Below are 14502 nucleotides of genomic sequence, written 5' to 3'. Positions count from 1 at the left end.
ATTACGATAGACGTCCGTGTTCTTTCCTTCTCATCAAAGATATGACGCCTCATGACTGCTCGTATTGCTTTACTGTTGTGCTTATTCGGTTTCGCATGTCCCACCTTCGCCCTGGCTCAAGACGACGAAGCGACTCCTAGCCCAGCACCGATCCAGCCGATCGCCAAGGCGATCCCCGTCGAAGAAGAATCTTCCGAAAAGGAAATGGCTGACGGCGAAACCGGCGACAGCGACCCGGCGAAAGAATCGACGTCTGAATCATCCGAGGCCGACATACCCGCCGAACCTGAACGAGCCCGAGCGTATACGTCACCACCGGCCGACGATCCGAGCTTCTTTTTGATGGGTGAATTTCTCGGCAGCGTCAATCGCAACAACGCGCTCGGCACGTCAAATTCGCCAGAGGACCAAATGGGTCTTCAATTGCGACCGATTGGTGAAAGCGATTTTGATGCTTTGTCATTCTCGGGTGGACTTCCAGGCGAAGGCGGAAAACTAGATGACACGATGCGATTGGTCGGTCGACGTGCCGGTGAAGCGGTCGTTCTCTCGGGTGCGTCCATTCGCTCATCCGCTGGCGATTCCATTCCAGTCGCTCTGTTTGTCGATCCCAGCGGTTGTTCGGTGATCGATTCAAGTGGAAAGCTATTGGGCCGATTGGACAAGATCACTCGTAAGTCACGAACGCTTGGTGCAACGCCACCCGAAGGCGCAGTCGTGCTCTTCGATGGCACGGACACATCACTGCTAAATAACGCGACGGTGACCGACGAAGGATTATTGGCAGAAGGCTTCTCGATCAAGCCGATGATTCAAGACTTTGATTTGCATATCGAATTCATGACGCCATACATGCCCGACTTCGATGAACAAAAGCGAGGGAACAGCGGAGTCTACATTCACAGCCGTTATGAGTGCCAAGTATTGGATTCGTTCGCACAAGATCCGAAGTACAACGGACTCGGTGCGATCTATACCGTTCGGGCACCAGATGTGAACATGGCGTTTGCGCCCTTGGTATGGCAGACCTACGACATTCGTTTCACTGCTCCGCGATACAACTCGGACGGCACCAAGTTTTCCAACGCCCGAATCACGTCGTGGGTAAACGGCGTCAAGGTTCAGGACGACATTACCATCGAAGCGCCCACGGGATACGGCAAGCCAGAAGAGCCGGTCATGTTGCCTGTCTTGCTACAGAATCATGGCGACCCGGTTCGCTTCCGCAACATGTGGATGATCGACCGCGGTCTGATGCAAGTCGAATTCCCGGTCGAGAAAAGCGAAGACGCTGGTGAACAAGACCAAGTCGAAGCGGAACCAGTCACCGAATCCGAAGGCATCTTGCCGGCCCCGCGATAACGATGCCAGCCCCGCTTTAACGATCGTGGGGCGGTTGTAACCATCGTCGGGCCGCCGCTCTTAATAGCCAGTATCGCCGCGACGACCGCCGCATAGCGTTCGCTTTCTCGCTGAACCAGGAACATCCCAAGATGACGCCACGGCTTCGAATTGGGACTGGCGTGGCGGCATTGGCATCAGTGGATCAGCCAATTCACGATCGAATCCGGAATTTCGATCGCTCGACGCGAGACATTGAGGGCGAATACTCGCTACGGCGAGCGAGTACTCACGTCGAATGCACCCTGAAGGTTCATCTTTCCCCTGTTTTGATTAGCAAAAGAAATCTGTACTACGGCCCGGTTGTCGAGCTGACCTGAAAACGGGACGATGGTGGCCGGTTGAGTTTCGATCTATGTCCTTGGTCCCTGCCCCTATGAATTCCCCCTGTGCCGTCGTCTTGGCTGCTGGCAAAGGTACTCGCATGAAAAGCGATTTGCCGAAGGTTTTGTGCCCTGTCGTCGATCGTCCGATGATCCACTTTGTGCTTGATGCGTTAGAGAAAGCGGGGGTCAAGAAGTTGATTGTCGTGGTGGGATACGAAGCGGATGCTGTCAAATTGGCCTTGGCCGAACGCAGCAGCGATATCGAATTCGTCACCCAAACGGAACAACTCGGAACCGGCCACGCGGTTCAAATGTGTCGCGAGGTCCTGGAACAACAAACCGGGCCAACCATTGTGGTTGCTGGCGATTCCCCGCTGATCCAACCGACTAGTTTGTCGAAGTTGTTAGCTCACTTGCAAGACGCGAAACCGGCTCTGCTGCTTGGCACACTTGAAAAGGACGATCCTACGGGCCTAGGACGCATTGTGCGAAACGCGGCAGGCGAATTCACCGGCATCGTCGAACACAAAGACGCAACGCCAGAACAATTGAAGATCTGCGAAGTGAACATGAGCACTTACTTGTTTCAAACGCAGGACCTCTTGGCTGCCCTGGACAAGCTATCCAACGATAACGCTCAAGGTGAATACTACTTGACCGATTGTGCGTCGATCTTGCGAACCTCGGGCCGACCGGTCGAAGCCTTGCCGGTCCTGCAGGAATGCGAAGCTCTTTCCATCAACAATCCAGACGAACTTCGGCTCGTTGACGAAAAAATGCGAGCGATGGGTTATGCGTGAACTAAAAATTTTCAGTGGTCGAGCAAACGTCGATCTGGCAACCAAGATTTGTCGCCACCTGCACTTGGATCCTTCCGCCATCACGTTGGGTAAGTTCCCCGATGGCGAAAACTACTGCAAGCTCGACGAGGATGTTCGAGGTCGCGACGTATTCCTGGTCCAACCAACATCGCCGCCGGTGAACGACAACTTATTCGAGTTGTTGATCATGATCGACTGTTGCAAGCGAGCCAGCGCCGAACGAATCACCGCAGTAATTCCGTACTACGGCTACGCTCGACAGGATCGCAAGGATGAAGGACGCGTGCCTATCACAGCCAAGCTGGCCGCGAACGTGATCACTCGCGCCGGTGCTGACCGCGTGCTGACGATGGACTTGCATGCTGCCCAGATCCAAGGGTTCTTTGACGTTCCCGTTGATCACTTGTACGCCGCACCGGTGCTGAACGAGCACTTCGCCAAAATGGGTTACGACCCGAACGACATTGTCATCGTCAGCCCCGACGAAGGCAGTATCAAACGAGCGTTGGGTCACAAGAAGCGACTTGGCGGAACGTTAGCGATCGTCGACAAGCGACGCACCAGCGCGACTCAGGTGTCTCAGAACACCATCATCGGTGGGCCGGTCGAAGGCAAAATAGCGTTGATGTTTGACGACATGATCAGCACCGCGGGCTCGATTTGCGGCGCGGCGCGGTTGGTGCATGCGGCCGGCGCCAAAGAGATTCACATCGCGACGACTCACGGCGTCTTGTGCGGTCCAGCAATTGAACGATTGAGGGATGCACCGATTGATTCGATTGTGGTGACGGACTCGATTCCGATCCCTGCTGAAAAGCAGTTGCCCAACTTGGTGCAGTTATCGGTAGCGCCTCTGTTGGCTGAAGCGATCAAACGTATTCACCACGACCAATCGATCAGCGAACTATTTCGAGAGCGGTAAACCTATCACCGTACGGTGGTTTCCGCATAAAGGTGGTTTCCGCTGAGCCCGTCGATACGTGGCGATTCGTCACGATAGGTAGCGGCACATTGCATCTGGTGGCTTGCATCTGGCACATTGCGACTGGTGGCTTGGGCGACAGGAATTTGCCTCCGGCCGTGGGTAACGCTATCTTCTACGACCTGCACAACCGGTGTTTTCTGGCACGGTTGCCCAACCGTCAGGGGCTTTTTTCGGGTCGCTGACGGACAGTTGCGTGAGTTTGAAGTAGGGTGCACGATTCATTTCGGTCCCTTTCGCTCACACCTTGGCGTGACGTAAACGTGAACTCCTCCTCTGAATCGCCCCGAACGTCCGGCGTTTCGACCGCCGCAACTTCATCTGATGCGATCTCGCAACGGGTGGCTCAGATTGCAGCCGCGTCCAAAGATCGGTCTGACTTCTTGAGGCATCTCGCTAGCGAGTTGTTGGCCCAATTTCAAAGCGGTCTGGTTGCGATCGACACTTCGCATTGGACCAACCCCATGATGCTGGTGGCCGATGACGATCTGTCTCAGCAAATCGAGCGTTCGGCAATTACCGAGTTGCTCGCCAGCGCGACCAGTTCCGCGATCGCTTGCAACATCAACAGCACGGATGACGATGTCGATCGACGCGGCCTTCGCATCGAGCTCACGCATGCGCCCCATCGTGCCGCATTGTTGATGATCTACCCAGCCGAACAAGCTCCGACACCGATGGAACAGGTCACGGATTTGCAAACGCTAAGCCGCTATGCCGAATCCACTCGCAGCGTCGTCGAAACGCTGCCGGTTCCAGAAACCGAACTGCGTCGTCAATCACCAACCGACTTGACCACGGCGACTCACTCGGTTCAGGACACTCGGTCACTCGCTTCCTTTCATCGCGACCTCGACGTCACCGGAACCAGTTATCGTATTGCCAACGAAACTCGCCGGATGCTCGACTGCGACCGCGTAACCGTCCTCGTACCGCATGCGCGGCAATTTCGCGTCACTGCGGTCAGCGGTGTGAGCGTTGTCGATCGCCGCAGCAACGCTGTGAAGTCCATTGAACGGTTGACGCAATCCGCAGTCATCATGGCGCGTCCCATGGTGTTGCCGAGCGAAGACCCGTTGCCACCCCAAATTCAAGAACCACTCGACTACTATCTCGATGAGTCAGGCGTCGCCAAAGCCATCATCCTGCCATTACATCAATCAAGTTCCGATGAAGTTGACGAGGACGTGGTATCGGCTGATCCCTTCGACCAGCATGGCGAGCTTGTCGGTGTCATCGTGCTGGAATACTTCACGAGCGTTGCACCACCGGGCGTCCGCCCACCGATGTCGATCATTGCTACCGAAGCGATGTTGGCGTTGACCAATTCCATTGAACATCGCAAGGTTTTTGGTTTACCGATTTGGAAAGCCATTGGATCTCTGACGTCAAGATCTCGCTTCCCGATCACGTCGGCCGTAGCCGTTGCACTGGTAGGTCTGCTGACGGCGTCGATTTTGATCCCCGTTGAACATCACGTCGTAACCACTGGCAAGCTCGAACCTGCCATGCGACGCGAAGTCTTTGCACCACTCGATGGAGTCGTCAAAACCTTGCTGGTGACTGACGGCCAAGTCGTCAAAGCGGGCGATCCGATTTTAGAATTGGAGAACGCCGATCTAGAGAGTCAGTCCGAGTCACTTGCCGGTGACATTCAGACCAAGACAGGTCGTTTGGGAGCGCTCGCATCGATGCGTTTGACCGAGACCAGTGATGTGTCCGCGTCAAGCCGATTGGCAATGGAACAACGACAACTCGAGAGCGAACTGGCCAACCTGAAGACTCAGCAAGCGATCCTTGAACAACAACAATCGCAACTGATCGTCACCGCACCGATCGACGGAACAATCGTTGCTTGGCAGTTGCAGCGACGATTGAGCGATCGTCCCGTGTCGCGAGGCAACTTGCTTGTCAGCGTCGTCAGCACCGCTGGTCCATGGACGTTGGATCTGAACCTTCCCGACCGAGACGCCGGCCCGGTCCTTGAAGCCGCAAAGGACAATCCGAATTTGCCGATTGAGTTCGCTGTCGCCACGCTTCCCGAACAGTCGTTTCGAGCGAACTTGCAGACCATTGCAACCGCGGCACGTCTCGACACCACGGGCAATCGAATCATCGATGCCGAAGCGGTCGTCCACTTTGACGATTTGACAAACCCAACGTCTGATGCATCTTCTGGTGCGCCTTTTGACGCAACGATGATGCGAGCGGGTGCCGACGTGACGGCAAAGATCGCGTGTGGTGAACGATCACTATTGCGAAGTTGGTTCAGCGATGTGTTCGACTTCGTGCACCGGAATATCTTGTTTCACTTCTAGGCTTCCGCAATCGTTGTCCCCTTCGCGCGAAGCGTCCCATCACCTTTCATTCTTCACGCCTTACCCCTGTGCCCCAAACGCCATCCACTCCGCAATCGCTTACCTCGCAACCGCTTTCGGTGCGCGTTCGTGGTGACTTGCAATTTGTGGCTACGAAGCACAAACACGAATCGGCCGTGGTGGCGAAAGATCCAGTGGCGATGAAGTACCACCGGATGCGTCCGGATGAGTTCTTCGTTTTGCAAATGCTTGATGGGTCGACTTCTCTCGACTCGATCAAAGAGTCCTACGAGCAGCAGTTCGCTCCGGACAAGGTATCCGCCGTCGACTTGAACCGTTTGTTGTTTCGGTTTCACGAAAGTGGCCTGACGATCTCGGACGCACGCGAGCAGGGTCAACGGTTGCAAACACGTCGCACGAAAGAACAACGCAAGAAGTGGATGCAGCACCTTAGCGGATTGTTGTTCATACGCTTCCCCGGAGTCGATCCAGAACCGTTATTGAAACGGCTTTACCCCTTCGCACGACCGTTCCTTTCGCCGTTAGCGTTGATGGTAATTGTTTGTACTTGCTTGTACGCGCTGGCGGTTTTCGTGATCCGTTGGGACACGTTCTCCACTGAGTTCCCCAGCATGGGTCAATGGATTCGGCTCGAATCGGTGCTGATCCTGGCGGCTGTGATTGGGACGACCAAGGTTTTTCATGAACTGGGTCATGCGATCATCTGCAAGCACTTCGGCGGTGAGTGCCACCAGATCGGCCCTATGCTGTTGGTGTTCACGCCAGCTCTTTACTGCGACACCTCGGATTCGTGGATGTTGCCAAGCCGATTCCAACGCGCCGCAGTGGGACTCGCGGGCATTGCAACTGAGCTCGTTTTGGCATCGTTGGCGACGCTCATTTGGGCATCCACTGCACCGGGCATCGTTCACTACATTGCAATGAACGTGATGCTGGTATGCGGTGTCAGCACGATTGTGTTTAACGCCAATCCACTACTGCGATACGACGGATATTATGTCCTGTCGGACCTATGGGACGTTCCTAATCTAGGACAAAAGTCTACTAGGATGTTGTCGAATCTAGCGGCGAACCTGTTCCTAGGCGTGGATGAGTCGTCGGACGAATCGTTGACGGCATCAGAAAAGTTTTGGTTCACGACCTACGCACTCGCCGCGTTCTTGTATCGCTGGATACTAACGCTGGTCATCCTTTGGATCGTGTCGCTTATCTTGCGACCGTATCGGTTGGAATCGGTGGGTCGCGTCTTGTGTGTCTTCGCAGCCGGTGGAATGTTGTTCGCTTTGCTGCGTGGTCCTTATCAATTTCTCAAAAACCCGGGTCGTCGAGGCAAACTAAAGATGAAGCGTTCGTTGTTCTCCGTTGCCGGGGCAGCTTTGTTAGTAGCTGCATGCTTCTTCCCGTTGCCGACGAGCCTATCCGCCAGTGCTCGCGTGTTGCCACGCCAGGAAGCCCCAATCTACGTTTCCACCACTGGATTATTTACCGAACTGCACGCAAAGCCGGGCGACGTGGTAAACGAAGGTGACGCGATTGCGACGTTTTCGAATCCCGATGTTGAATTGAAATACCTGCAGACCAAGGGTCGCTATGAGAGTCAAGCGAGCATCGTCGAATCAATTCGCTTGGCATCGTTGAATACTCCCGAAGCGGCAAACGATCTTCCCAGTCAGCAAGCGTTGCTGGACGATTTGCATCAACAACTTCAAAGTCGTCGATCACGCCGCGATGGTCTAGTGATCAAAGCGCCCGCTAGTGGAAAACTGCTTGCCGCGCCGCGTCGAAATGAAGATGTCGAGGCAATGTCCCAGTCACGATTGGTTAGTTGGTCAGGCTACCCGACGGACGAATCCAACCAAAACTGCCTGATGGAATCGGGGTTTGAACTAATGAGCGTGCTTGTCGACGAAGCATGGGACGCAGAGATTGTCCTTTCGCAATCGCAAGTCGAACGCATCGAAGTCGGCGCCGACGTTAAGTTAGCTTTGGCGGCGGTGCCGTCGAAGACGTTCTCGGGAAAGGTCGTCAGCATTTCGATCCGCCAGTGGAACGAACAACAAGACCGCGACCGCCGGGATGATCCCCGTGCTTCCCGCCAAACCCAACCGGCGTCAACCAGCTATTTAGTTCGAGTCGAATTGGCAGAGGTGGACGCCTTGCCGATGATCACTGGTTTCGACGCTATCTCGCGTATCGAAGCCAAGCCGCTATCAGTTGCCGATCGAGTCACACGAACACTCAGTTCGTTACTCAGGTTTCGCTAAGCGTGTGGCCGCCCAACCTTTCAGTTAAGACGAACTGTGAAGACCTACCACGAAGGCATACCACGAAGACCTACCACGAAGGCATACCGAGCAAAACTGCCGAACCTTCGCTGGGTTAGCAACCGTCCAGCGTAGTGACTGTGGTTGCCAGCCCTACTACGATTCGTCGCTGCTGGGCTTTCGTCGAAAGACAGCAACAATGTCTTCGACGGGGACAACGAAGAGCTGGTTATCGTGCTCAAGGTCCACTGGAATCGCATTCTTAGGATGAAACAGGATCTTGTCGTACTGGCGAAGCGGCAACTCCTCGTCATTTTCCACCGCAGCACTGATCGTGACCACACGACCGGTGATGGTAGGAATTTCAGCCGCATCAGGCAGCGCGATGCCGCCTCGCGTTTCGCGTTTGGGCTCGTCCTTGCGAACTAGCACGCGATCGCCCAGAGGTTCCACGTATTCAAAAACAGCAGCAGATTTTTTCTTTCCCATGCGGCACATTTTGCGCCGCAGCCCGCGATACGTCGAGACGGGCACACGAACTCTGTTTTGGAGCGATACCGAGCACAGCCAACACTAGCCGATCAGGCAAAACCGTCCGCTACGTGATCATGAGCCGCCAGCGAGCCGATCCACAACGCAAGCCAAACAACGACGCGAGCCGACCTAAACGACCGAGTTGTAGTTGGCGGCCATCTTCGTCACTGCCTCGGCGACCGCTTCTCGGAACGATTCGGGTTCCAAAACCTCAGCGTCGTAACCTAGCGACAACACCTTCGGCAACACCTCGCGAGGGTGCGAGGCGGGAATGGTCATGATCGAACCGCCGTCGTCGGTCGGTGTCAGCTTTTGTTCGGGGTGCCAAGGATCCTCGCGCACCCACGCGGCCGCTCGCTGGCCGAGTCGTATCTTAACGATCGTCGCATCGTCGCCACTGAAGATGCCGATGCTCTTGCCTAAGTGTTTCGACAAATCAATCGAATCGTCCGGTTTGAAATACTCATCCAGTGCGGTGGCATGCCGGAACCGATCGAGTTTCCAATTGCGAAGCCTCTCGGTGGAAGACTTGATCTCGTGAGCCGCAGCAACCACGTAAATGCTGCTTTGGTAAACGGCAAGTCCGTACGGTTCAATGCGACGGGTCGTGACCGGCTTGCCCACCGATTCGTATTCCACTTCTACGATACGATGTTCAAGGATCGCGCGGTTGATGGTCTTCAGCATGCCTTCGTGATGCTCGTACGTCTTGCTTGGCGTACCGAAAACGTGCAAGGTTTTTCGGTAGCGTGCGTAGTGATCGAAGACTCCGTCGGGAACAGTTTCCTGAACCTTATTCCAGAAAGACTCGATCCCTCGCCAATACTGAGTTCCCAACAACGGGTACAGCAATTCGCGGCCGATGGACAGCGCGATCATTTCCGATGCCGAGATTCCCACCTCGTGCACGCCGGCGGTATTCTGCCCGAGCTTGAAAACCTTCCCGCGTTCGACCGTGTCGCTTTGAATGTCAAAGCCGGCGGCCTGCAATGCTTCGACGTCGCGACGGACCGTTCGCTCGTGCAGCTTGGTTAGCCCCAAATCCGCGACCAAGTCCGCTCGCAGTTCCTCGAGTGTGCGTCCGAAACGCGAAAACTCAAGCAATTGGATGAGTTTGTGTTGGCGAATGAGTTGTTCGTTGCGAGCCACGATGGATCCTCCTTGGGGGCACTTCACTGACGCCTGCATTGTGACGCGCGTGAGGCAAGAGAACAATCACCGGCGTTTTGCCTACGCTTGGTACTTCACGACCATCGTTCGAGCCATCTTGTCGTGAAGCGTTTCGTGGCCCTCCATGAACAGATAAACCAGATCAGCGACAGCGACGAAGAAGCCGAGAATCGGGATGTTGGTGATCACGTTGAAACCAAAAACTCGCACAAGAAACCCGTCAAAAAACGTTGCCGGGGCGCCGGTAGCCTGGTTGCGGATCTGGATTCCCAACAACAACTTTCCCACGCTCTGCCCACGTAACGAGATCAACACCATGTTGGCGATATAGGGAACGAAGAAGAAACCCAAAACGATATAGAAGGCTGCGTTCTGGGCACTGACGTCGTCGGGATCCGCTTTCGCGACCAAAATCGCTCCTGCTGCGAAGAAACCGATGACCCCGAATAGGATGTACATCGCTCCATCGATCAAAGTCGCAGCAATTCGAATCCCTGGGCTGGCGAGTTCAAAATTGAACGCCTGGACTAACCCTTCACCAATACTGCGTTGCGACGCGTATTGATTGACCAACTTGTCGCCCAAGGGGCTCGTCGCCGTTGAAACAGCTCGGCCATACTGGGCAACGGGTTTGACGGGCTGCAGATCCTGATCCGTCAATTCGTCGAAAAACCCATCGTCAAAACTGCTCGGCCCAGCCGGCATGGCTCGCGGCGCAGCGGCCGGTCGTGGTTTGGGACCATTGGGGGTAGCGGGTCGCGCCGGACCGCCAGCACCCGCCGATCTAGACGCCGATTGAGCTCCGGCTGTTGCGGGGGCTCCGCCTGGTACCTTCAATTGCCTGCCACACGGACATTTCACGACCTTGCCCGCCGCAGTATCCGGGATATTGAGCAGTTTGGCGCAGGCGGGACACTTGATCTTCATCGACTGGACAGGACAAGAGGCGGCGGATCGTAGAACAATCGTCCCGATTGTTTGGGTGTAGGTGCAGGGCTGGCTTTGCCAGCTCAGGCTTCCCAAACGATTGGGACAATCGTTCTACATTGTATGATGAACGGCGGAGGGCGAGTGGGTTCGCTATGATAGCTGAAACGCGCTGCGGGCGGAATGATTTCTGTTCCACTGTCATCGCTGAACCCAAGCACGTAAACTAAAGTCTCTACTCGAACACCATCTGGGGACCTGCATGAGCCAATACGGCGCTTTCAGCGACGACTTTTACGTGAACATGATCTTGGCAACCGAAATGGAGTTGCCTACCAACCGCGAATCCGTTCTGCACTACTTCGAACAAGTGCGGCGGCGATTTCCCCAAATGCAAAACTTCTACGCTCGCGAAAAAGGCGAGTATGTGCTCGAAGAGGAAAAGGCCGAGGACTCGTCGTATCGCTGGACGTCGGTAGAACCCAAACGGGTCAACAGCGGCGTCGTCAATCCCGAGTCGTTCGAAGCCGCTGTGGCTCAGCACGCTCACATTCTTGACCTCGTGCCCTACGACTTGTCGATCACACCGCTTGATTGCGAATCGCTCAGCGTGATGCTGGGATTTGACTTCAACTACCAAGGCAACCACAACGAGATCCTTGCCGATGTGGTGGGCGTCCCTTCGCGGCTGGAATTGTTCTCGCAAACTCCCTACGGCAAACTGCTTTCGTTCGAGCCTTCGATTCAGTTCTCGCTCGACGAAGAATGCCGCACCCAGTGTCGTATCAGTTTTGAATCTCGCACAACGGCCTATCAGGTTCGCAAAGGTGAGTTCGGCGAAGACGCGATCAGTGTCTACCTTACGGTTCGTCGCTACGATTCTTTGGATCCTAGCGAATCGTACGCGAAAGAGTTCAAGCGTTTGGCAGCCCTGAGTTGCGACTTGGTGGATGAGCATCTAGTGAGCGGTATTTTACGTCCGCTGCAAGAAGCCATCTCGGCTCGTTAGAGGTCGAAACAATGGCTTCGAAAACAACTGTGACCGTTATGCGTATGGCGACCGCATGGACGACTTTGTTGGTCGGTTAGTCCCATGGTTACCGTTTGCGTATCAACGACGTGATGCAAGTTCTGACGAAGTGATACCAATGCGAACGATGGTAAACCGAAAGTCGATTAACCACCGAGCGTCTCGTAGCGAATAGCGGCGCGCAGCTACACTCGGTCGACGAGCTACACTTGGTCGATGAGCTACACTTGCATGAGCATCGTGCCAGTAGGAATCCAATGGCTATCACTCCACCCATCATCGGAATTGATCTCGGCACAACCAACTCTTTGTGCGCACTTTTTCGAGATGGGAAACCAACACTGATCCCGAATTCGCTCGGTAGCCTGATGACGCCTTCGGTCGTTGGATTGCTCGACGACGGCCAGATCGTTCTCGGACAAGCCGCAGCGGAACTTCGCGTCACGCGACCCGAACGAACGGTATCGTGTTTCAAACGCTGGATCGGCACCAATCGCCAAGTCGAATTGGGCGGACAAACCTTCAACGCCAACGAACTTTCTAGCCTTGTGCTGCGATCATTGCGTGAAGACGCTGAGCGGTTCCTTGAACATGAGGTGACCGATGCCGTCATCACAGTCCCGGCGTACTTTAACGACAACCAACGCAAAGCGACCAAGTTGGCCGGACGATTGGCGGGCCTGAACGTTCGACGCATTCTTAACGAACCGACCGCAGCGGCGCTAACGTACGGTTTCCACGATCGCGACGTCCAGAAGAACATGATCGTCATCGACTTGGGTGGCGGCACATTCGACGTGACTGTGATGGAGATTGACGAAGGCGCTTTGGAAATTGTTTCTACCGCCGGTGAAACTCAGCTTGGCGGCGAAGACTTTACCACGCGTTTGGTCGGATCGATCCTCCAGGCTCACGGTCGCCAACTTGAACTCGACGAAATGAATCACCCGCTATTCGTTTCTCGACTGCGTGAACAGTGCGAAGCCGCTAAACGGTCGCTCGCGGGTGCCGATGCAGCGATCGTGCGAATCCCCGCCAACGATGGAATCATTGCGGACGATTGCCAAAGCGTGACACTCACCAAATCGCAAGCCAGAGAAATCTTTGATCCCTTGATCAAACGACTCGTGCGACCCATATCGCGAGCCATCCGGGACGCCCGACTCAGCACGCGTGATATTGAAGACGTCATCTTGGTGGGCGGAGCGACACGGGATTTGGCTGTGCAATCGTTTGTCGCTGAAATGTTTGACACGAAGCCCCACGCGACCATCGATCCTGATCAGGTCGTGGCGTTGGGCGCGGCGGTCCAGGCGGCGTTGATCAACGATGATCTAGCCGTGGATGACATGGTCATGACCGACGTTTGCCCATTCACGCTCGGCGTTGAAGTTGCCAAGGAGTTCGGGCGTAAACAAGTCAGTGGCTTTTACCTTCCTATCATTCACCGCAATACGACGATTCCGGTTTCCAAAGAAGAGATCGTTTCGACGATTGAACCCAACCAACGCCAAGTTGACCTTCGCGTGTATCAAGGTGAGTCACGTAAGGTCAGCGAGAACCTGTTGCTGGGCAACCTATTGATCAAAGGCATCCCGCCAGGTCCGACTGGCCAAGCAATCCACATTCGATTCACGTACGACCTGAACGGCATCTTGGAAGTCGAGGCTTACATTCCCGAAACGGGGGCAAAGTACAACACTGTATTTACGAATCACGTCCAAGGAATGAACGAGAGAGAAATTGAGGCGGCGGTGAAGCGGATGGCAGACGTCAAGTTCTATCCCCGCGAGGAAATGGCGAACCAACGACTCTTGCTATACGCCGAAAAGGCAATTGGTGAAGTGAGTCCGTTTCAAAGAGGCGACTTGGAACATGCGGTTGACCATTTCGAGCATGCCATGGAATCCGGCGATCGCGAAGCATTTGGGTTTGCCAAGAATGGACTGCTGCTCTTGTTGTCAGGCCTAGGCTTTGATCTGGAGGGAATCGATGACGTTTCCGAGTGAGGACCGTTCGAAGGACTATGTTCGAGAAGTCCTCACCCTGATCGAATCTCGCTCTTTCGATGACCTTGTCCGACGACGTGACCAGTTTCGATCGCAGGACGACCATCATGTGATCGCGGCAAAAGCCGTCGACGAAGTGCGTTGCGAGTCCATCGCGGCATTGGCGGCGATTCGGGAATCGTTTTGGGAACAAGAAGCCGTCACCCAAAGCAACGAACTCAGTCGTTTGGCTCATTCGAAGTTCGCGGACATTGCTGCTGCGGCGACTCGTTTGCAACAGGTTGCCAAGAACCGCGCCGAGTTCATCTCCGCTTGGTCCGACACCAATATGCATCAAGCGTTTCGCTTGTCACTGCGAAAGATCGTTATTGCTTCCGTCCCCGAAGCGAACCGTGAGCGAGAGACCGTGTTCTCGCACATTCGTCCCAACCACAACCCGCACTACGCCGTCGCTCATGCCGAGATTCAAAAGGCGATCGGGATCTTGCAAGCTCGCTACCCTCAAGTGTTTGAACAAGAGAAAATCTGGTTTAGCGAACTGCGTCATTATCAGCCAAAGTGGGATCTCGCCAGCGACGAGGCCCGAGGGGCACTCGGGATTGCTTTAATGGTCATCGTTTTCGCTATGTTGTTCACGAGTTGGCAGGTGGTGATTTCCCTGTTCGATCTGTAAGTGAACCACAATTCTCTGATTCAACT

12 protein-coding genes are annotated in these 14502 nt (G+C 54.9%); 9 read left to right on the top strand and 3 right to left on the bottom strand.

Annotated elements, in window-relative coordinates; all coding sequences use genetic code 11:
• Nucleotides 1-51: 51 nt before the first annotated feature.
• From Pla22_RS15390 to Pla22_RS15365, 6 genes are all read left to right on the top strand, one after another.
• Nucleotides 52-1362, top strand: coding sequence for a 3-keto-disaccharide hydrolase (locus Pla22_RS15390; protein ID WP_146515726.1), 1311 nt, complete (start codon nt 52-54; stop codon nt 1360-1362).
• A gap of 131 nt (nt 1363-1493) precedes the next feature.
• Nucleotides 1494-1721 carry a hypothetical protein gene (locus Pla22_RS15385; protein WP_146515725.1) on the top strand — a complete coding sequence of 76 codons (228 nt, stop codon included), beginning with the start codon at nt 1494-1496 and terminating at the stop codon, nt 1719-1721.
• A gap of 56 nt (nt 1722-1777) precedes the next feature.
• The gene (locus Pla22_RS15380; RefSeq protein WP_146515724.1) at nt 1778-2527 is read left to right on the top strand and encodes a sugar phosphate nucleotidyltransferase; all 750 of its coding nucleotides are present in this window, start codon (nt 1778-1780) and stop codon (nt 2525-2527) included.
• Nucleotides 2520-3470 carry a ribose-phosphate diphosphokinase gene (locus Pla22_RS15375; RefSeq protein WP_146515723.1) on the top strand — a complete coding sequence of 317 codons (951 nt, stop codon included), beginning with the start codon at nt 2520-2522 and terminating at the stop codon, nt 3468-3470. Before Pla22_RS15380 ends, Pla22_RS15375 begins: the two co-directional genes overlap by 8 nt.
• Before the next feature lie 323 nt (nt 3471-3793).
• Nucleotides 3794-5848, top strand: a complete 2055-nt coding sequence (locus Pla22_RS15370) for an efflux RND transporter periplasmic adaptor subunit (RefSeq protein WP_146515722.1) — start codon at nt 3794-3796, stop codon at nt 5846-5848.
• Between the two features lie 68 nt (nt 5849-5916).
• Entirely contained in the window at nt 5917-8133 is a 2217-nt protein-coding gene (locus Pla22_RS15365) for a M50 family metallopeptidase (protein WP_146515721.1), read from the top strand.
• Between the two features lie 156 nt (nt 8134-8289).
• Here Pla22_RS15365 and Pla22_RS15360 read toward each other — a convergent pair whose 3' ends face one another.
• From Pla22_RS15360 to Pla22_RS15350, 3 genes are all read right to left on the bottom strand, one after another.
• Nucleotides 8290-8622: a co-chaperone GroES gene (locus Pla22_RS15360; RefSeq protein ID WP_146515720.1), complete on the bottom strand. Its 333-nt coding sequence runs from the start codon at nt 8620-8622 to the stop codon at nt 8290-8292.
• 174 nt (nt 8623-8796) lie between these two features.
• On the bottom strand, nt 8797-9816 hold the full coding sequence (locus Pla22_RS15355) for a helix-turn-helix transcriptional regulator (protein WP_146515719.1): 1020 nt from the start codon (nt 9814-9816) through the stop codon (nt 8797-8799).
• An 81-nt stretch (nt 9817-9897) separates the two neighbouring features.
• Nucleotides 9898-10764 carry an RDD family protein gene (locus Pla22_RS15350; protein WP_146515718.1) on the bottom strand — a complete coding sequence of 289 codons (867 nt, stop codon included), beginning with the start codon at nt 10762-10764 and terminating at the stop codon, nt 9898-9900.
• 262 nt (nt 10765-11026) lie between these two features.
• On the opposite strand from Pla22_RS15350, the gene Pla22_RS15345 reads away from it, so the two are divergent.
• The 3 genes from Pla22_RS15345 (at nt 11027) to Pla22_RS15335 (ending at nt 14476) form a co-directional block, all read left to right on the top strand.
• Nucleotides 11027-11773 carry a hypothetical protein gene (locus Pla22_RS15345; protein WP_146515717.1) on the top strand — a complete coding sequence of 249 codons (747 nt, stop codon included), beginning with the start codon at nt 11027-11029 and terminating at the stop codon, nt 11771-11773.
• A 278-nt stretch (nt 11774-12051) separates the two neighbouring features.
• Nucleotides 12052-13803: an Hsp70 family protein gene (locus tag Pla22_RS15340; RefSeq protein WP_146515716.1), complete on the top strand. Its 1752-nt coding sequence runs from the start codon at nt 12052-12054 to the stop codon at nt 13801-13803.
• Nucleotides 13787-14476, top strand: a complete 690-nt coding sequence (locus tag Pla22_RS15335) for a hypothetical protein (protein ID WP_146515715.1) — start codon at nt 13787-13789, stop codon at nt 14474-14476. The genes Pla22_RS15340 and Pla22_RS15335 overlap by 17 nt, the downstream gene beginning before the upstream one ends.
• Nucleotides 14477-14502 lie beyond the last annotated feature (26 nt).

It is taken from the genome of Rubripirellula amarantea (assembly GCF_007859865.1).
Lineage (GTDB): Bacteria > Planctomycetota > Planctomycetia > Pirellulales > Pirellulaceae > Rubripirellula > Rubripirellula amarantea.
Note: the sequence above shows the minus strand (reverse complement) of the source record. Positions and strands in the feature narration are given on the sequence as shown.